This window comes from Symploca atlantica LB2515, assembly GCF_052546295.1.
Window position 1 is genome coordinate 2,133,101 of record NZ_JBQWMT010000001.1, and the last position, 20,952, is coordinate 2,154,052.

General features: G+C 45.1%; 12 protein-coding genes. 4 read left to right on the forward strand and 8 right to left on the reverse strand.

Annotated elements, in window-relative coordinates:
- Nucleotides 1-223: 223 nt before the first annotated feature.
- From ACT7WV_RS09025 to ACT7WV_RS09055, 7 genes are all read right to left on the reverse strand, one after another.
- The gene (locus ACT7WV_RS09025) at nucleotides 224-1,015 is read right to left on the reverse strand and encodes an ion transporter (RefSeq protein WP_445102587.1); all 792 of its coding nucleotides are present in this window, start codon (nucleotides 1,013-1,015) and stop codon (nucleotides 224-226) included.
- 56 nt (nucleotides 1,016-1,071) lie between these two features.
- Nucleotides 1,072-2,856, reverse strand: a complete 1,785-nt coding sequence (gene mutL / locus ACT7WV_RS09030) for a DNA mismatch repair endonuclease MutL (RefSeq protein WP_445102588.1) — start codon at nucleotides 2,854-2,856, stop codon at nucleotides 1,072-1,074.
- A gap of 573 nt (nucleotides 2,857-3,429) precedes the next feature.
- Nucleotides 3,430-7,380 carry a DUF4347 domain-containing protein gene (locus tag ACT7WV_RS09035; protein ID WP_445102589.1) on the reverse strand — a complete coding sequence of 1,317 codons (3,951 nt, stop codon included), beginning with the start codon at nucleotides 7,378-7,380 and terminating at the stop codon, nucleotides 3,430-3,432.
- Nucleotides 7,381-8,079: 699 nt separating this feature from the next.
- Nucleotides 8,080-10,476 (reverse strand): OmpA family protein, encoded by a 2,397-nt coding sequence (locus tag ACT7WV_RS09040; RefSeq protein ID WP_445102590.1) that lies wholly within the window; start codon nucleotides 10,474-10,476, stop codon nucleotides 8,080-8,082.
- Between the two features lie 201 nt (nucleotides 10,477-10,677).
- Nucleotides 10,678-11,289: a hypothetical protein gene (locus ACT7WV_RS09045; RefSeq protein ID WP_445102591.1), complete on the reverse strand. Its 612-nt coding sequence runs from the start codon at nucleotides 11,287-11,289 to the stop codon at nucleotides 10,678-10,680.
- Between the two features lie 69 nt (nucleotides 11,290-11,358).
- Nucleotides 11,359-12,657: an adenylosuccinate lyase gene (purB, locus tag ACT7WV_RS09050; protein ID WP_445102592.1), complete on the reverse strand. Its 1,299-nt coding sequence runs from the start codon at nucleotides 12,655-12,657 to the stop codon at nucleotides 11,359-11,361.
- A gap of 152 nt (nucleotides 12,658-12,809) precedes the next feature.
- Nucleotides 12,810-13,667, reverse strand: a complete 858-nt coding sequence (locus ACT7WV_RS09055; RefSeq protein ID WP_445102593.1) for a GUN4 domain-containing protein — start codon at nucleotides 13,665-13,667, stop codon at nucleotides 12,810-12,812.
- Between the two features lie 253 nt (nucleotides 13,668-13,920).
- On the opposite strand from ACT7WV_RS09055, the gene ACT7WV_RS09060 reads away from it, so the two are divergent.
- Nucleotides 13,921-14,301, forward strand: coding sequence for a hypothetical protein (locus ACT7WV_RS09060; protein WP_445102594.1), 381 nt, complete (start codon nucleotides 13,921-13,923; stop codon nucleotides 14,299-14,301).
- A 3-nt stretch (nucleotides 14,302-14,304) separates the two neighbouring features.
- Here ACT7WV_RS09060 and ACT7WV_RS09065 read toward each other — a convergent pair whose 3' ends face one another.
- Nucleotides 14,305-15,834: a YifB family Mg chelatase-like AAA ATPase gene (locus tag ACT7WV_RS09065; protein ID WP_445105608.1), complete on the reverse strand. Its 1,530-nt coding sequence runs from the start codon at nucleotides 15,832-15,834 to the stop codon at nucleotides 14,305-14,307.
- Nucleotides 15,835-16,127: 293 nt separating this feature from the next.
- On the opposite strand from ACT7WV_RS09065, the gene ACT7WV_RS09070 reads away from it, so the two are divergent.
- The 3 genes from ACT7WV_RS09070 to ACT7WV_RS09080 all read left to right on the forward strand — a co-directional run bounded on the left by ACT7WV_RS09070 (nucleotide 16,128) and on the right by ACT7WV_RS09080 (nucleotide 20,911).
- Complete coding sequence (locus tag ACT7WV_RS09070) at nucleotides 16,128-16,469, forward strand: histidine triad nucleotide-binding protein (RefSeq protein WP_445102595.1); 342 nt, start codon at nucleotides 16,128-16,130, stop codon at nucleotides 16,467-16,469.
- Nucleotides 16,470-16,596: 127 nt separating this feature from the next.
- On the forward strand, nucleotides 16,597-17,679 hold the full coding sequence (psbA, locus tag ACT7WV_RS09075; RefSeq protein ID WP_445101826.1) for a photosystem II q(b) protein: 1,083 nt from the start codon (nucleotides 16,597-16,599) through the stop codon (nucleotides 17,677-17,679).
- Between the two features lie 298 nt (nucleotides 17,680-17,977).
- Nucleotides 17,978-20,911 (forward strand): glycerol-3-phosphate acyltransferase, encoded by a 2,934-nt coding sequence (locus tag ACT7WV_RS09080; protein WP_445102596.1) that lies wholly within the window; start codon nucleotides 17,978-17,980, stop codon nucleotides 20,909-20,911.
- The last annotated feature ends 41 nt before the right edge of the window (nucleotides 20,912-20,952 follow it).

Here is a 20,952-nt window from a genome sequence, read left to right on the forward strand (position 1 = left end):
GCATTCCTTCCATTGTATCCGAAACTGAGATCACCAAAGCTATGATGTATAGCCCCTTCTCAAATTGGCACTAGTAGTCAGGCAAAGAGAGCAAGCTGTGACATTATAAAATGCGTTTTACTTTTGTCAAGTCATCATCTTTCCTCTACACTACATTTTCCAGGTGTTGACTGGTGTAATTAAATCTGGAAACAACTCCCAATCAGGTAATTGGAGCAATTTGCTAAATTTTCTGTTCAGCTTTATCCAATCTACTACCACAAACTTTACAAAATTGAGCATCAGTATCATGAAATCGCCAACCACAACCGGTGCAAACAGTCTCTATTTGGTTAGCGGTTTTGAGTAACTGCTTAATCAAATCACCGACTTGCCAAGGAATTAGAGCAATTCCTGTCAAAATCATGAGAACTGTCAATAATTTACCAATTTCGGAAAAGGGAGTGACATCACCAAATCCAACCGTTGTCATAGTTACTACGGCAAAGTAAAAAGCATCCAAAAAAGTGCCAAAATTTTCCGGGTTGCTGCGATGCTCAACTTGATAAATTAGACCTGAGTAAACGAAAATAATTGTAAACAAGGTGAATAATATTCTGGCAAAAATCCGGCTGTCTTGATTGCTGATACTGAAGAAAGAAGACTTGAATTCAACAAAACGAATTAGCCGCAAAATCCTGAACCATCTAAAGACAAGAATAAATCGAATATCTGTTATTCTCAATAAAAAGGGCAAGATTGCTAATAAATCAATAATAGAAAGCGGGCTTAAAAAAAACTTTATTTTAGAATCAGCACACCACAGACGCAACAAATATTCTGCAAAAAAAATTACGATAATTGAAGTATCAACAGTATTAAGAGTAAGACGAAAAGCATCTGGTAGGGGATAGGTTTGTGCTACAAAAATAACTGAAGACAGTAGAATAAGTAGCAAAATGAGTAAGTTGACTGTTCTACCAGGTGGCGTTTCAATATCTTCTAAATAATGCGCAATCTTTTGTCGCAATAACATTAGGAAAACTTAAAAATAGAATCACTGCCTACTCCAATGTAGCTGCTACGCCAAAGTCAAATCCCATGACTTTTGCCAATTACCCAGTGACGTCGGAAAAAACGGGCAAGCGCCGATTCTTCCAAAGATAAATAGATTGGACGTCCGTGAGGACAGGTGCGAGGATTACGAGTTGCTTTCCACTGATCTAAGAGGGTCTGCATTTCTGGTAAATTTAGCGGAGTACCATTGCGAATAGCACTACGGCAAGCGGTTGCTACCTGAGCCCCTTGCAAGTCTCCTCCCAAACTCAGTTCTTGCAGGGCATCTCGACAATCATCTCTATCTGCCAATATTGCGGGTGCATTTCGTGCTGCCCACATTTGTTCACCGAAGGGTTCGATATCCACACCAAGGTACTGTAACTGTTCTAGCTGAGCCGATGTTAAACGATTGAGAATCACTGGAGTTACTAAAGGTACTAGCTGCCAGCGATCGCACAATTGCTCATACAAAACTCGCTCGTGGGCAATGTGCTGTTCTACCAACCACACGCCTGTAGAATGCTCTGCCAGGATATATGTATGATGAACTTGGGCAACAGCCCGTAGTTCAATTAGTCCAATTTCACCAGCTTTCCTAGTATTTTCTCCTGCTGAAGGCATCGCTTGAAGAGAACGACTAACATGGTAAGTACCTTTTTCTTCTGATACTTTCAGCAGCTTTCCTATCCGTTGTGAATGAACAGCTTCTGGGTGATTGGTGGGAGAAATCCGCAGCGCTTGTTCAATAGCATTAGCTACTTGTTCTTGCCAATAAGGAAGGGAATGCAAATAAATTTCTGCCTTAGCAGGATGGCGATTCCAGTCAATTTGGCTAGGGCAAGTTTGCAGATGGAGAAAACAAACCGGATAGCGATCACGTGGTAAAGTTCGCGCCATACCAACAAGAATCGTCTGTTCCAACTCAGGCGATCGCACTAAGCGTCCATTTGTCGCCACTTTTACCCAATCTGGGCGTCGTCGATGACAGCGATCCGGTAATCCTAATACTAGCTGAATTGTGGACGGTGCAATTCCTGTAGAAGACGAATTTTGCCCAGAATTTGTCTGCTTTCTGGCAAGATGATTTTCTAAAAGTGTTCCCCCAATCCTATCCCCTGGTTCCGGTGTCGGCACTACCAGCGTCAACTGCTGTAAATCATGTTGCCGTAACTGCTTCAGAATTTGAGGTAAAATTGGCAGTGCTGTCTTACCAGGACAAAGGCTAAACCACTCTCGCCCACTTTGTTGTACTTGCCAAGTAATATGGGGATGGCAGAGAGCGATTTGCTGAATGGTTGTTTGTACTGCCCGTAACTGTTTTGGTGTAGTTGGTAAACCCTGGCGACGTACTGGCCAAGCACCAAATAAATTAGCAACCGTGACAACCGTACCAGTAGCGATCGCAGCAGCTTCTGTTTGTACTGGTTCACCTTGGGAATCGTAAGCTACTCGCCAACCGTCAGAAATGCCTGCTAGTCGGCTCAAAATCTCAACTTCGGCTAGAGCTGCTAGACTACGCAAAGCTTCACCACGAAATCCTAGAGTGGTAATTTTCCACAAATCATCACTACTGTGGATTTTGCTAGTACTATGGGCAGATGCAGCTTTTTGTAAATCTGCCAAACTCATGCCACTACCATTATCTGCCACTCTTACCCGCCATCGTTCAGGCCATACTGAAACAGAGATACGGGTTGCGCCAGCATCAAGAGCATTTTCCGCTAACTCTCGTACTACTGCTGCTAAAGAGTCAATCACCTCACCAGCAGCGATTAAATTTACTACCTCTTTGGGCAGAGTTTGAATACCAGAGTTCATATGCTACTAGTTTAGGCAAAGGCAGAGATAAACTGTGATAGCTTCCCCCTTAATTAAAAATATACTGGCGAAATTTATCTACTATTTAACCGCAGGGCAATTTCAAAACTTTTACCCACCCTCAGCTTACTATCAACTGAAATCTTACCACCGTATGATTTACCTAACAGATTATTCTTTTTCGTCATAGCCAAAGATTTTTTGAGCATATATATTTGCTGTTTTTATGGTGGCAAATGCTGTTGTTACTAACAAACCATCTGCCATTGAAGTAATAATTCTCTCAATATGATTTTTATAGGCAGATACCAGAAGTTAAACGGTGATTCATTATATTTTGTATCAAAGTTAATGATTTTACATAGCAAAAAGTACCTTTAGTATAACTCCATAATACTAAAGGTACTGCTAATTAATAGATTCCAGATGTAGAGTTACGGTAGTTTTTAACTGAAAGCAATTTTCAAGAAAGCTAGATACGGGAAGAGAAAAAAGAACAATTACTACTATTTACCCTTTCCCACAAGCAATGTACTCTGCATCCTGAAAACTGTTCAGTCAACCTTAATATTGCTATGTCAAGTTACCCTGAAAAATCGCATCGTTAAAGTCTCCGTCTCCACCACCAAACATATCTTCAAAAGCAAAGGTGTTGTTACCAAGTAGGCGGATGTGGTCAATCCCATCTTGATTCGCTTGCTGATAAGCAAAGTAAGCCTGAGGATCTTCTGCATCACCTATAGAGAAGGAATCATTAGCTAGAAATTCATCCTTACTACCATTGGAAATAACGTAGGGTGCATAAAGCAATCCACCGATTAGCTGCTGTGAACCATTGGTATTTTGATTAGATTCCAGTTCCGATGCGAACACAGCCTGTCTAATAGCTACTTGTGCATAACCTTCATTACCAGGAGTGAATAGTGCCCCAGTTAGTTGGTCAATAATTGTCCCCTGAAGATCTTCAATTACATACAAACCGATACTATTGTCATAGTCAGCTTCGCTAGCACCAACAAAGTTAAAGTCGAATAACTGACCCACTTGATCTCTCAAATCGATGACTTCTAGTTGGGTGTCCTGTTGCTGCTGTGTCCCTACAGGTAAAGCTGTGTCTGTTGTTGCCCGGGCTCCCAGGATAACATTATCAAAATTCGGGTTGCTTCCACCGAGTTGGTCTTGCCAAGCTAGAGTAAAATTGCCATCTGCCAGTTCTGAAGCCTGAAGATAGTCAATCCCGTTGGTATTGGACGAAGGTGAACCGAAGAAAACATTAGGCGGTGTTCGGCCAGCAGCTAACTCAGACAAAGCTTCCGTTGCCGTGCCGTCTTGCACCAAATACAACCCTAGTTGAGTGCCAGACGGAAAACTTATATTACGTAAGAGGTTGCTATTGGGGAGCAAATCATTGGTGTCTGGAAGAACCGAGAAAATCTGTTGTACCCTAGCGAGGGCTTCTGTCAGATAGCCTGGAGTGCCTGGAGAAACGCCGTTAATGTTACCTGCCGCATCATCGACAACAAAAACCCCAATTTCGTTGAGAGAATCTGTGTTAACAGAGGAGAGGTCAAACTCAAGGACAACATTTTCTCCGGCAGGACCTTGGACAGTAAAGAAATCGTTGACACCTTGAATCAGAGCACGTGAAATTGGGCTGCTGGTGTCAGGAGTTTCTGGAACAGGAGTTTCTGGAACAGGAGTTTCTGGAACAGGAGTCTCTGTAACAGGAGTCTCTGTAACAGGAGTTTCTGTAACAGGAGTTTCTGGGACAGGTGTTTCTGGCACTACAGCGTCAGTGATATCAACCGTCAGTGGTGGTAGATTGAGATCTACTAGACCTTCAACATCAGCAGTGATAGTCAGGTTGCCAGTTTGGGAGCCTTCCACAATTCCGTCATCAGCAACGGAGATATTAACTAGTTGAGGTGTTGTGCCGTTAGTTGGGTCAAAATTTAGGATAATCGGGTTACCAACACCAGCACCCAGGTCCAGCTCTGGATTGTCTGAGGTAACTGTTAGAGTGACAGGGACAGCAGGAAGTCCAGTGAGGGAGACTTGCAAGGTATCGGTGGCTCCCCCTTCCGTGACTGCCAAGATGCCATCAGCCGGGAGGATACTAACTCCAGGAAGAGGAAGTGGAGGCAAGGCGGCGTCGGTGATCGCAATAGAAATCGGAGAGAAGTCAAGATTGACTAAACCAGCAGTGTCGGCAGTAATAGTAAGGTTACTAGTGCGATCGCCATCTGGCTGACCGTTATCGGCAATCGAGACATTGAGGGTTTGAGGTGCCGTGGGGTTAGCTGGGTCAAAGCTGAGGGTAACAGGATTGCCAACGCCAGCACCCAAGTCAATCTCTGGATTGTCTGAGGTAACACTCAGGGTAACAGGAGCAAGAGGAAGGTCGGTTAAAGATACTTCTAAGGTAGCTGGGTCACCTCCTTCAGTGACGGCTAACAGACCATCAGTAGGAACAATACTGATGCTGGGTAAACCAGGTACTATGGCATCGGTAATATTGACTGTCAATGGTGGCAAGCTCAGATCAACTAGACCCGCAACATCAGCAGTGATAGTCAGATTGCCAGTTTGGAGTCCTTCCACAATTCCGTCATCAGCAACGGAAATATTAACTAGTTGAGGAGTGGTGCCGTTAGTGGGGTCAAAATCTAAAGTAATCGGGTTGCCAACGCCAGCACCCAGGTCAATCTCTGGATTGTCTGAGGTAACACTCAGGGTAACAGGAGCAAGAGGAAGGTCGGTTAAAGATACTTCTAAGGTAGCTGGGTCACCTCCTTCAGTGACGGCTAACAGACCATCAGTAGGAACAATACTGATGCTGGGTAAACCAGGTACTATGGCATCGGTAATATTGACTGTCAATGGTGGCAAGCTCAGATCAACTAGACCCGCAACATCAGCAGTGATAGTCAGATTGCCAGTTTGGAGTCCTTCCACAATTCCGTCATCAGCAACGGAAATATTAACTAGTTGAGGAGTGGTGCCGTTAGTGGGGTCAAAATCTAAAGTAATCGGGTTGCCAACGCCAGCACCCAGGTCAATCTCTGGATTGTCTGAGGTAACACTCAGGGTAACAGGAGCAAGAGGAAGGTCGGTTAAAGATACTTCTAAGGTAGCTGGGTCACCTCCTTCAGTGACGGCTAACAGACCATCAGTAGGAACAATACTGATGCTGGGTAAACCAGGTACTATGGCATCGGTAATATTGACTGTCAATGGTGGCAAGCTCAGATCAACTAGACCCGCAACATCAGCAGTGATAGTCAGATTGCCAGTTTGGAGTCCTTCCACAATTCCGTCATCAGCAACGGAAATATTAACTAGTTGAGGAGTGGTGCCGTTAGTGGGGTCAAAATCTAAAGTAATCGGGTTGCCAACGCCAGCACCCAGGTCAATCTCTGGATTGTCTGAGGTAACACTCAGGGTAACAGGAGCAAGAGGCAAACCAGTCAGTGCGACTTGCAAGGTATCGGTGGCTCCCCCTTCCGTGACCGCCAAGATACCATCAGCCGGGGTAATACTCACTTCCGGGAGTGGTAAGGGATCACTGATAGGGACAGGTAGTGTAACACCAAGATTAAGAAGGTTAAGAACCCCTTGAAGAGTGGCATTACTGGTGCTAACCGAGGCCGTAATACTGCCGTTATGAAGACCACCTTCATCCACTCCGTCATTAACAGCAAGAACTTGGATGTTTTGAGAAGTTGAAATCGATGCACCATTGTTAATGGTGACATCAACGGTAACAGGTTGACCTGCACCTTGCCCTAAATTAAGCTGATTATCAGGAGTAAGAGTAATTGTCGCAGTAGCAGGAGGTGGATTAAGTAGACCAAGGTTGAGGGGTACGCCTAAGTCTAGACCTACTGTTAAGAGTCCTGAGTCTCCCCCTTCAATTAAAGGAGCAGTCAGTCCTGTAAGATTAATTGGCAAAACAGAGTCATAAGCTTCCCTTACTGCTGCCTGAAATGCCAAGGGAGCTTCAATTTTACCTGTAGTAACTTCTAGTTCCCAGTCGCCACCCTGATCAGCACTACCAGTGTAATTGGCAGAAGCTGCAATATTTGTGCCAACTAATTCATGGAGTCGTGCTAAGAAAGTTGCCCCAGTTTCTCCAGCAGCGACATTACAACCGTAGAGGAGTAGAGGAGCACGACCGAGAAAAATTGACCAAGTTTGCAGATCACTAGCATAGCTGTCTAGGTTTTCTAGACTAAACAGAGTATTGCCCAGCAGCAAAGCACCTGGTGAACCGTGGCAGACGATGTGGAGTGTCGCCAAGGGATGATTAGCCAATTCCTCGGTAATTTGCTCAATCCCATCTCGCTTGGTATCAAGCACAAGAACTTTTGCACCAGGCAGAACTCCAGCCGCCAGCATCTGATAGTTGTCAACTCTGGGGTCAATTACTACCAGCATCAGAGCATTTTCTTGCAACTGTTCATCTTGAGTAAATGAGGTTTCTGGAGTGGTTTTGTGACTACGATACAGCGTTGAAGTTGTCATAATAGAATCAGCGGCTATTTCACCGAGTTTGAGTGACTAAAATTCAAGAAAACTAGTGGTATAAGCTCTGCTTTTTTAGTGGTGTAGATTAAACACAACAATTGATTTGCTTTTCAAAAAACTAGTGTTTTAAAGCAACAAAAAATTAGCAGATTATTTTGCTCAATAATTAAACAGATAGTTAGGCAGACATAGATAAACAAGGCAGTATTCCCAAGTTCTTGGCTGGGCAACTGTCTCTTACTAAACACTTGCACTACTCACCCTGTTTAATTTATTTTTCCGTCTACCTGTTCACACAAGATGATCTTTTCTCTTTGACCATCTTTAAGGGTTGCTATCGATTGACTATTCAACAATACTCAGATGTTATAAGCTTTAATAATCGGGAAACCACCTAAGTTTGCTTAAAAAATCAACTGTATTTGTGCGTGTAAATACTTAAATATTAGGAGTATTTATCACAGTTGATTTAGCAGGTGATCAGGGTTATTTTTTTTGAAGCTAGTTTTAAAATATTTCGTCAACACCTAAACTAATCTTCCCTGAAGTTTAATTAGTGCCTGTCAACTGTTGTCCACCTTCAAGATGAACCATACTAACCCATTTTTTGAGGTCTTTCTCATCAATTAAATCTGATTTATTTAAACCTTCTCTCACTCTTTATACAGGACGTATACGACACTATTAACCGAGTGCTTAAGGCGTGATAATCTCAAACTCTACACATCTACTCAACCATAAGGGCTGTTCAGCATCTATACCACGAGGAAAATCTTTAATCTCTGCAATGGACAATCGTCCGGAATCGATACCTTGAGCCACAAGGACATCTTTCACGGCTTCAGCCCGTTGTTGTGCCAATCTCTGGTTTGTTACCTCACTGCCCTCTCTGCTGCTATAACCTATGAGCTTAAGATGCTTGTTGGGGTAGAGTTCCAAAAAATCTTTAAGCTTAATAACTTTTTGTCGTTCTGCTGACATCAAAACCGCTAAATTCTGCTCAAAGTAAATGCGAGAGACAATCGAATTAAGTAGTAACTGTTCAGTATTGGTAACTGATTCAACTCCAGGAATTTGCTCAAATGCCTGTGTGATTTTCTGGGCTTCGGTGAACTCTGTTACAATTCCTTCCACTCTGACTTTACGATCAAGATAGCTAGCGGAAATATCAACACCCCGAACCTGATTAAGGATATTAGCTACTCGTTTGACCTCAGCCGCAGCTAATACCGGGTCAGGAGGAACTTTGACGGCAATAATATCATTTTCTACTTTTAGGTTGGGCTCAACTCGATTGGCAATTGCTTCTGCTTTTAAGCGCAAATATTCATTGGGCAACTTTCCAGCTAGTTTGATGGTTTTTGGATCTGCTTCTACGTTAAGAAGATAAACAGCTAACTCAGGATCCGATGATAAAGCTAAGCTGGTATTCTCCTCAAGGCGATGGCTAATTCCACTGCGGTGCCGATGAATTCCCCAAGGGATGAAAATAGCGCCAAGCAACGCACCAATCAATAGCAGTAGAACAATAGGAAACTTAGGCTTTTGAGACTTAATTGAGGTCTCGCTAAATTGTATTAAAGATGTTAAAAGTTGCTTGACTTGGACGGGTACATTGGCAGAGTTGCCGTCAAATAGTTCGATGGGTTCACCATGTTTTTGCACAATAATACCCAGATTCTCCCGCATTTTCTTCAAAAAATCCTGGGGTGGTTGCCCTTTGCTGATCACCGCCAGGTAACAGTACCCCGCCACTTCCAGAGCGATTCGAGAAGTGCCGTATTCAATCTGGTCAATCTCCGAGACGTCTCCAGACTGGGCGATAAAATCATTGACGAAGCTACGGATAGCCGTCAGCATGCCTGCGATCATATCTGAGTCTAGGCGCTCATTTTCAGCCGGTTGCACTTCATAAATTACCAATCCAGAGGCTTTGTGAATTAAGAAAATCCCTTGGATGGTAAAAGGAACTGCTTCCCTGAAGATGAGTTCTGCTTCAGAGACTCCTTGGATTTTGGCGCGGATTTTGCGAGAAACTCCCTCTAAGCTAAGGGCGTTTTCGAGTTTTTGATTAATAGAATCGATGACTTCCGTCATGTATTTGGCAATAGTACTGCCAATGACGGGATAAAGAGCATCTACCATGGCATCCCGTTCCAGGCTAATCTGTTCTTTAATGGCTGTACCCATTTCTGGGCCGAGTGCCTTAGCCATTTCTCCGGGGTAGTGATCCACTTGTTGGGTAACTGCTCCTGCTAGCAACGGTGCTAAAGCCGCACTAATCCCCGCTTTATCCTCCTTTGCCTTCGCCTGAATCGCCTCATCTAGAATAGGAGCGATTGCTTCGGCAACTTCTCTTTTTGCCTGAGAGATTTTGATACTTAAAAGCTCAGTCATTAACGGCAAAAGTAAATTAATCAACATCTTGGGTTGATTAATTTGCTCATTAAGATGTTCTAGTTTTTCTCTGAGTTCTAGAAATAGCTGACGAGAATCTAGAAGTTCTGGAGTTAACAGCAGACTGCGCAAATTCTCCAGTGCTTCAATTGAATCATCTAACTCAGTATCATCTATCGATTCCGTAGAGAGATTGATAGACTCTAATGGCGGCGATGATTGCGGCCCAAAGGGAACCAGTGAATCGTCTGCCATTGGAATTACAGTGGCGGAATTCTCTGCCTGATGGACATCCGGCTCAGTAATACTAGAAAGATTGTGAGATTCTACCGATGGCTGAGGCTGAAGCAGCAGGTTTTGTAAATCGTCAAAAACACTCAGGCAATTATCAGAAGCTAAGTCTTCACTGAGTGAAATCGACTCTTCGCTAATTACTTCTGCTTGCTCTTCGTTAAACTGAGGAACCTTTGGTAGATTTAACTCAGGCTCAACTATCGGCTTATAGGTACTTGAATTCTGAACTTCGTCCACTGACTGAAGACTCAAGGATTTATCTGTACTTGTAGAATCTTCCTGAGATGGAAGTGATTCCTCACAAGCTTCTTGAGGTAAGTTAGGTGCTTGTAACTCAATCAATAAATCCACTAAGGCTTGCAGTTGGGACATGCCAGATGGATCTTCTTGTGATGAGGTCATAGTTCCATTTCGGATAGACACACGGTAGACAAGGACGTTGTTATCTTACTTTGGGTTTGAGCAACGCTTGTGAAGAAGGCGATCAGGAGCATAACACCCTAACATAGGAGTTATGCTCCTTGGATGTACTACCAGAGCTCCCCTGTAATTTTATACAATGATTTTTGTCCTAATTAAATCCTTCGGTTAATTAGTTTTAGTTTACTCTGAAACCTCGCTGGGTCTTAGTAAGTGAACTCTAGACGAATCATCATTACCAGCAGCTTTTTTGAGTTCAGGAGCCAATTCAGTCCCTTTGATTCTTAAGCCAAGCTCAAAGAGAATTTCTGCCAAATCAGCCTGAGAAACCTTAGTATCTTTGAGTGCCGAGAATCGCATTTCTAGCTGTTCAAAAATCTGAGACTTGAGAGAGCGAATATCTTCTTGTAACCTTTCTCTCGTATCTGAGAGATCACTACGCAAAGAGGTAGTCTGTTGAGCAACAGTTTGATCTAGAGCCTCAATATTGCCAGAAAACTTTTTGTTAAGGTGATCAACCGTTTGCCGAATTTCAGCCGTGTCATTCTGGGTAGTGAGGTTGAAAGACTTGATTTTTGTATCTAAGGAATCAACCGCTGCGCGTAGTTCTGTCAAGCAAGCCGCTTGAGTTTGTGCAATGCTCTCGCTAATATCCTTCTCTAGCAAGGAAATTTGAGATTCTATACTATCGAGGCGACTGTTGTATTCTCGCAGTTGAGGACCGAATATTATATCCCTAATTTGGTCAATATTACCCAGTCTTTCACGCATGTCTTCTCTATTTAGATCAGCCATATTGAGATCTCAAATTGGCAATAGTTTTTGTTGATCAAAAGTCTCAGGCAAAGCAGGCAGAGTACTCGCCTAAATTCCTAATCGCTGATAAACTTCGTCTAGATTCTGCAAATGGTGTTGCGGGTCAAAACAGTCCTCAATTTCCTCTGGTGTCAGCTTCTCAACTACACGAGAGTCTTGGGTTATCAAATCGTGAAAATTATTACCTTCTGGTTGATTCCAAGCTTGATGAGCGCAAGATTGCACAACACTGTAGGCTTCTTCACGACCCATCCCCTTTTCTACCAAGGCTAACAGCACCCGTTGGCTAAATACAACACCGCCATAAATATTCATATTCCGCTTCATGTTTTCTGGGTAAACCAGCAAGTGTTTTACCAAGTCGGTGATTTCCACCAGCATGAAGTGGGTTAAGATGCAAACATCTGGTAAAATTACCCTTTCTACAGAAGAGTGAGAGATATCTCGCTCGTGCCAAAGAGCAACATTTTCCAAGGCAGCAACAGCATGACCCCGCAGAATTCGCGCCATTCCTGTTAGTCGCTCAGAACGAATTGGGTTCCGTTTATGAGGCATTGCCGAGGAGCCTTTTTGTCCTTTGGCGAAGAATTCTTCGACTTCTAGAACATCACTTTTTTGGAGATTACGAATTTCCACAGCAAAACGTTCTATAGTTGCTCCCAAAAGTGCTAATTGCTGTACGTAATTAGCATGGCGATCGCGGGAGATTATCTGTGTTGAGGCAGTATCCGGTTCAAGTCCGAGTTTCTGGCAAGCGATCGCTTCTACTTTGGGATCAATGTTGGCATAAGTTCCTACGGCACCAGAAATTTTACCCACAGATATTTCGCGGCGCAATCCCACTAACCGATCACGCTGCCGACAAACTTCTGCTAGCCAACCAGCCAGCTTGAAGCCAAAAGTAATTGGTTCAGCATGAATTCCGTGAGAACGACCAATCATCACTGTGTAGCGATGTTGCTGGGCTTGGTAGCGAATTGCTTGGGAAAGTTGCTCTAGGCGTTCTAAAATTATGTTCAAACTGCCGACTAGTTGCAGTGCCAGGGCCGTATCTAAGACATCAGAACTAGTCAAACCCAAGTGGATGTAACGACCAGCATCACCGACATATTCATTGACATTGGTCAGAAATGCAATCATATCATGGCGAACTTCTGCCTCGATTTCTAGCACCCGTTCCGGGTCAAAGTTCGCCTTGGCTTTAATTTCTTCAACTGCTTCTTCAGGAATCTTTCCTAATTCGGCCTGTGCCTCACAAACTGCCACTTCAACCTGAAGCCAGGTTCTAAGTTTGTAGGTGTCTGTCCACAGTTCTCCCATTTCGGGCAGGGTGTAGCGCTCGATCAATGCTTGTTTCGCCTAACACAACCGTCATATTGTAACTCCGACACTCAGATCCGCCTCACCAATAAACCAAACCTTAAACAATTGGCTCACGATTGATGCTTTATAAAGACCACTCAATGCTTCGCTAATCAGAAGTGGTTGATGGATCATAGCTAAATTCCACAAGCATCTAGCCGAGGGACCCAGAACCAGCAGCTAACCTTACCTGGCCAGCAAACATCTGCAACAGGAAGGTGTCCTGGGGGGGGTTGAAGGCCAAGGATTGTACTAGACCAACCAACGCTCTCGCCAAATTTGTCCTGATCTTTTCCGACTTCCTGAAAAATGCGCTTCTGCACACTCAAGCCAAATTTGCTGTTACTGTATTGCACCCAAAGTTGGTCAATAGCACGTAAATCTTGACAGGGGAACTCCTGGATGCTTGCGTCATTGAGCCAGCCTTGTTGTTGACGATTGGCTACCTGGAGCATGATTTTCCGAGTTTCTCGGTCTGCTTGTTTAAAGTTGCCAGATACCAGCAGTTGTTGCAGTTTACTATAGTTTCCCCCTACCTCTGAATTAGCAAGGGTGGCCCTAGACGGATCAACTTCGCTAGATCTAGAAGGTTCAACAGTTAGCGGTTCAGAGAAGAAAGGAACTACTATTTTGCGAGGTGGGAAGGCTTCAGGAGGAGGAGGAGGAGGCGGTACTGGGGGCTCTAGTCGAGATGCTCGATCCGAAGTTGAAGAACTATCCCTCTGTGTTGCTTCAAGCTCGGTACTTTGTGGTAGAGATTCCCTAAGCTTTAACCTATTGTCATAGGGTTCGGAGGAAATGCCCCTAGGAGGGGTAAAAGAGCGAAATTCTTCAACAGGACATCCACCAGGATCTAAGCCAATGCACCGCCTAATTTCAGGTTGAACGAAAGCGGCAATTGAGACAATCAAACCGACAAAAGCAATTAAATCTCTAGTTCGCATCGAATTAGACTCATCAGCGTCAATTTGGTCAATTAGTATGATAAAAACCACATACTAATTGCCTGTAGCAGTAATCTTACTCAAGAGCGCTCAATTAAGTTAGGAGGGAGCATCTGTATATCAGCAAACTGAAATATGTCCTGTGTCTGGTGTAAGGTTTCCTTGATAAACTGTTACACCTAGCTGTAGACAAGGGATATTCAACCCTTTCAGTGGTGTCAAGGTTTTGTGTAGGGTGTTCAATCTCACTCAGTAACTAGGGTGGGACGATACACTGACAACAGTGCCGATAAAAATCATCTAAATGCTCGACTTCAACCCCCTCTTTGAGTTTTCACGAGCCAACTGTGTCAACATCTGTGCATTTTTGGTTCCAACTAACTTACTGCTGACTTTGCAAACAATAGTCTTAGTTGGGCTGCGCAGCCCTCAAGTTCAAGTGCGACAAGCTGCCCTGCTTGCCTGTATTCCAGCCTTATTAATGGTACTTCATGTAGGTACATGGTTCATTATTGATGTGGTGATGGTTCCGACCTTTATCCTTTTAGGGCTCTCACTGGTCTGTTCAACCATGAATATCTGGGCAATCACCCATTGCCGCAGTCTAGAGTATCTACTGAAAAACTTATTAATGATTGTGAGCAGTAAAATCCCGTTGTTAAATGTAAGTCGCGAGGGACTCTAACGGCTATTGCATCCTGTCTATGGTGCGATATTGAATAGCTTCAGCAACATGTTGAGCCTTGAGAGCATCATCCCCAGCCAGATCAGCAATTGTACGGGCTACTTTGAGAATGCGATCGCTCGCCCGTGCAGAAAGCCCCAGTTTACGAATCGCCCCTTCCAATAAATTACGACTAGTGTCATCCAACTGACACCACTGCCGCAGGTGGTTACCTTGCATCTGGGCATTGCAAGCTAGAGTGGGTTCTAATTTAAAGCGGATATGAGCGCGATCACGACCAGCTTTGACCCTTTGCCGGACTGGTGCAGACTCCTCGCCTAAAGGTTGCCGCGTAATCTCTTCTGGCTTTAAGCGATTAACCGCCACTTGTAAATCAATGCGATCCATCAAGGGACCTGAAAGTTTCCCCCAGTATTGCTCCCGTTGTCGAGGCGAGCAGGTGCAAGCTTGAATCAAATCACCAAAGTAACCGCAGGGACAGGGATTAGTACTTGCCACCAAAGTAAATTGAGCCGGAAAGCTCACAGATTGCCGGGTGCGGGAAATAGTTACCTGACCATCTTCTAAAGGCTGACGCAGGAATTCCAGCACATCACGCTTAAATTCCGTTAGCTCATCCAAAAAAAGTACGCCCCGATGAGCTAAAGAAATTTCTCCAGGACGAGGATAGCTACCACCACCGACTAAGGAAGGACCAGAGGCAGAGTGGTGAGGAGAACGGTAGGGACGCTCACTTACCAATGAACCTTTATTTTTGAGTAACCCAGCAACCGAGTGAATCTTAGTCACTTCCAATGCTTCTGCAAAGCTCAAGGGTGGCAGAATTCCTGGTAGTCGTCGGGCTAGCATTGTTTTACCGCTCCCGGGGGGACCAACAAAAATTAAATTATGTCCTCCAGCAGCAGCAATCTCTAAAGCTCTGCGAGCGTGGGCCTGACCTTTAACATCTTTAAGATCTGCTCCGGTAAACTGAGACTGAGTTAAGTCTTGCAACCTATCGACCTGCACTGGTAAGTGATGTTCTGGCTGATTGAGGAACTCGGCAACTGCCGAGAGATGGTTAAAGCCGTAAACAGCCAGACCTGGCACTACTGCGGCTTCCTGGGCATTACCACCAGGGACAACCAAACCAGCAATCCCCAGTTTTTGAGCAGCCGCTGCAATAGGCAACACACCAGCAACTGGTCGCAGGCTGCCATCCAGAGAAACTTCACCCAAAAAGAGATAATCTCCTAACAAATCAGCGCTCACCTGCTCCGATGCTGCCAAAATCCCTACACTGATTGGTAAATCAAAGCTTGGGCCTTCCTTACGTAAGTCAGCAGGTGTGAGATTAATCACAATCTTACGCATAGGGAAAGCAAAACCAGCATTTTTCAGGGCCGCCTTGACCCTTTCTCGGGATTCTTGAACAGCAGCATCAGGCAAACCCACAACCACAATTCCCGGCAGTCCACCAGAAACATCAACTTCAGCACCCACTTTTACAGCATCGATCCCGACAATTGAAGCACTCCACACCCTGGCCAGCATATCCATCACTCTGAGACTTCAGCGTGAGTATAGTGCTTGCTATCTGGGCAAACTAACCGAGAAATTACCGAAATTGGTTAACTACAAATTGCTAATGGAAAATGGTTAATTGAAAATTGAGGCTATGAGCCAGATTCTGATGTTGAAAGCTCCATTTTCCATTTTCTATGGGTGACGAATCTCGGTGTTACCTCAAGCGGAGGAGAAGTAAAACTCTTGCTTCGTTTCAGGGCATAACGACCAAAGCGTAAAATTGCTCTAGCTATCAATCAACCTCACTACTGACAAGCCCCATGAGCGAGACCATCTTTAGCAAAATTATCCGCAAAGAAATCCCAGCAGACATTGTTTATGAAGATGACCTAGTACTTGCCTTCAAAGATATTGCTCCCCAGGCACCAGTTCACATTCTCCTCATTCCTAAAAAGCCGCTTCCCCAGCTAGCCACCGCTGAGTCGGAAGACCACGCCCTGATGGGACACCTGCTCTTAACTGCCAAACGCATTGCCCAGCAAGCAGGTTTAAGCAACGGCTATCGCCTGGTGATTAACAACGGCTCCGATGGTGGTCAAACAGTCGATCATCTGCACTTGCACATCTTGGGGGGACGCCAAATGAACTGGCCACCAGGTTAAAACTATGCCGCAAGTCAGAAATTTCTTTGGATAACTTTACAAAACAGAATAATCACGCTAATCTAAATACATACAGACGAAAAAACGTCTGCAGAACCTAGAAAATTCATCAAGCAATCATAAGCACATGACTACCACACTACAGCAGCGCGAAAGCGCCTCTCTGTGGCAGCAGTTCTGCAACTGGGTAACCTCAACCAACAACCGCCTCTATGTAGGCTGGTTCGGCGTGTTGATGATCCCCACCCTGCTAACTGCAACCACCTGCTTCATCATTGCCTTCATCGCAGCTCCCCCAGTGGACATCGATGGCATCCGCGAACCAGTAGCTGGTTCCTTGATGTACGGCAACAACATCATCTCTGGAGCAGTAGTACCTTCTTCCAACGCCATTGGCTTGCACTTCTACCCAATATGGGAAGCAGCATCCTTAGACGAATGGCTCTACAACGGTGGACCATACCAATTGGTAATCTTCCACTTCCTGATTGGTGTATTTGCATACATGGGTCGTGAGTGGGAACTATCCTACCGTTTAGGAATGCGTCCTTGGATATGCGTAGCCTACAGCGCACCAGTAGCAGCAGCGAGTGCAGTATTCCTGATTTACCCCCTAGGTCAAGGTAGCTTCTCAGATGGCATGCCTCTAGGAATCTCAGGAACCTTCAACTTCATGTTCGTGTTCCAAGCAGAACACAACATCCTGATGCACCCCTTCCACCAACTAGGTGTAGCAGGCGTCTTCGGCGGAGCACTGTTCAGCGCAATGCACGGTTCCTTGGTAACCTCCTCCTTGGTGCGTGAAACCACAGAAACCGAATCGCAAAACTACGGATACAAGTTCGGTCAAGAAGAAGAGACCTACAACATTGTGGCAGCCCACGGCTACTTTGGTCGCTTGATCTTCCAATACGCATCCTTCAACAACAGCCGCGCTCTGCACTTCTTCTTGGGTGCATGGCCAGTAATCGGCATCTGGTTCACAGCTTTGGGCATCAGCACCATGGCATTCAACCTGAACGGGTTCAACTTCAACCAGTCAGTAATTGACTCACAAGGTCGCGTAATTGGCACCTGGGCAGACGTACTGAACCGCGCCAACCTGGGTATGGAAGTAATGCACGAGCGCAACGCTCACAACTTCCCCTTAGACTTGGCAGCAGGCGAAGCTACACCAGTAGCACTCACTGCTCCAGCTATCAACGGCTAATTAAATAGAGACAGAGATTTAAAACCTCTAGCTAATAAGAAAGCGCCTTCCACTGGGAGGGCGCTTTTTTTGTTGAACAAATCGGGCAAGAAGTCTCCCGTTACAATCCTTGAGATGCAGACAGGCAAGCGACTTATCGCAAGCGACAAGATACTCAAATAGATAGCTATCAACTTAGGCAAAAGCTCTGAAGAATTTCTCCAATACTAATAATCCAGAAGGATAAAGAGTAGGCTTTCTTGCTTTAATTCTGTAAGCTGGTCTGTAACTTGCCAGTTTGAGTGATTTGAGCAGTCCCATGACGCTAACACAGGTTTGGGGGTCTTTGGTCATCTTTACCGTCTGTCCGCTTCTCGGTGGATTCCCTCTGATTTCCTGGATTACCTACGCACTGACGGGACGCCAACTAGCGCGTTTAGGCACTGGTAACATTTCAGTCTCAGCAGCTTTTTACCACGGGGGACGCTTAGCAGGCATCTTAGCTGTTGTGTCGGAAGCAGCCAAGGGCATCGCGGCAGTTTTAATCTCCCGCTATTTCTTTCCGGCTGAACCAGCATGGGAGCTGATCGCTTTGATTATGCTGGTAATGGGTCGTTATTGGATGGGTAAGGGAGCCGGGACGACAAATGTAGTCTGGGGCTTTGTGGTTCATGACTGGGCGGCGGCTTGCTTGGTGTTTTTGATTGGGGGAATTAGCTTTACAATCTTGCGCGATCGCACCAGTGGACGCCTTGGTGTCTTAGTTTTGTTTCCCTTAATCTTGACCCTGCGACACCCCCAAGACCTACCAAGAATTATCGCCGCGATCATCCTTGGTTTATTGCTAGCCTGGATTTACCGAAAAATGCCCGATGACTTAGAGTTGTCCCCACCGGAAGCTCAATCAGAATCTCAGAGAGTGTTTCGTTTCTTCCGAGGCGATCGCGCCATAATTTCTCTCGATAGTAAGCTAGAAACCAACAAAGTTGGCCAAAAAGCTGCCACTTTATCACAGCTTAAGCGTTGGGGCTACACTGTACCTGCTGGCTGGGTACTACCGCCAGGAGATGACCCAGAACCTCTAGTTAAATACTTGCCAGTATCTGGCTCAGATCCTCTAGTAGTTCGTTCTTCTGCGATAGGGGAAGACTCGGAATCTTCTTCAGCAGCAGGGCAGTATCAGAGTATATTGCACGTAACCGATAGGCAAAGATTACAGGAGGCAATTACTCTAGTTTTAGCTTCCTACAATGACCCAGTAGCTGCTCAGTACAGACGCCAACGCCAGCTACCGGAAACGTCAATGGCAGTACTAATTCAAAAACAAATCCGGGGAGTTTTTTCTGGTGTTGCCTTCAGCCGCGATCCTATCTCTCAGCAAGGTGAAGCCGTGGTAATTGAGGGTTTACCCGGAGATGCCACGCGAGTAGTATCGGGGCGAGTTACACCGGAGCAGTATCGAGTTTATCTCCGTGAGTCGAGGGAATTGAGGAGTAATTCTCTAATAACTTCCCGACAAAATAGTGATTTAACAACCACTGCACATATTGAGGGTAGTGGCGATTTACCTCCTGCCTTAATTGAGAAAGTGGCACTCCTAGCACGTCAGTTGGAAGAGCGTTACCACGGTATCCCTCAGGATATAGAGTGGAGCTACGACGGTGAGCAGTTGTGGTTACTCCAAGCGCGACCAATCACCACATTGCAACCAATTTGGACACGCAAAATTGCAGCCGAGGTGATTCCAGGACTGATTAGACCCCTCACGTGGTCAATTAATCGTCCCCTTACCTGCGGTGTTTGGGGAGATATTTTTACTTTAGTCCTAGATGAGCGCGCTAGTGGACTAAACTTCCCGGAAACTGCAACCCTCCACTATTCCTACGCTTACTTCAATGCCACACTGTTGGGGCAAATTTTTCGGCTTATGGGTCTGCCACCAGAAAGTCTAGAATTTCTGACTAGGGGAGCAAAGTTCTCTAGACCACCGCTGAGATCTACTCTGCGAAACCTACCAGGATTATTGCGATTACTAAGTAAAGAATGGCATTTAGACACAGATTTCGAGAAAGACTACCGAGAAAAATTTGCCCCAACCCTGAGTCAACTAACAGCTCAATCTGCCTCGGAATTGTCTCCACGGGAAATAATTAAACGAGTAGAGATGATTACGGAAGTACTCAAACAAGCCACTTACTACAGCATTCTTGTTCCTCTAAGTACTTCCCTACGACAGACAATTTTGGGGGTTAAGGATACAGAGCTAGATAATAGCCAGACACCGGAAGTTGCTAGCATACAAGCGCTTGCTCAACTAGCAGCAGACGCCCGCCACTTATTGCGCCTAGAGGAAGTTACAGAGACCAGTGGACCTTCTATGTTCACTACCTTAGTGGAACTTCCCGATGGTCAAAGCATCTTAGACCAGCTTTACCAGTTCCTTGAGAAGTATGGCTATCTGAGCGAAGCAGCAACCGATATTGCGGTTCCCACTTGGAAAGAAGACCCACGAGTAGTGCGGCAGCTATTTACTCAATTTCTTTCTGATGCGCCACCAATAAACTCACAGCTTAAGCGCCAGCGCTGGAAAGCAGAATTAGTTCAGGCGCGTCTTAATCTCAAAGGTCGAGTTACAGAAGTCTACTCTCAGCTATTAGCTCATTTACGCTGGAGTTTTGTAGCACTGGAGAAAGTTTGGCTACAGTCAGGTTTGCTCTCTGAGCCAGAGGATATCTTTTTCTTGAAGTTTTCCGAAATTCGCTCATTGGTGTTTAGTACCAGTCAAGTACTCAGAGAACGGGTAATTTTATCTGTACAACAAAGGCGATCGCAATTTGAGCAGCATCGCCAGCTCAACGGCGTGCCATCTCTAGTTTATGGTGATGCTCCACCCTTACCTGTTGAACATGAGTCCTCATCCCTTCCTGCTCAACGATTACTGCAAGGTATTGGTGCTAGTTCTGGACAAATAGAAGGTACAGTAAGGGTGGTGATCAGTCTGCAAACATTTCCCAGCATTGATAAGCAAACAATTTTGGTCGTACCTTACACCGATTCCGGTTGGTCGCCACTATTAGCTCGTGCGGGTGGTTTAATTGCAGAGGTAGGAGGACGTCTTTCTCATGGAGCCATCGTGGCACGGGAGTATGGTATTCCTGCTGTGATGGATATTGATAACGCTACCGAGGTATTACAAGACGGTCAACGGGTGAGAATTGACGGTCAGTTGGGGACTGTTGAGGTGCTGGATTGACCGATTCTCAAAACAAGCTCACAAGCTTAACTGAGTAAGCA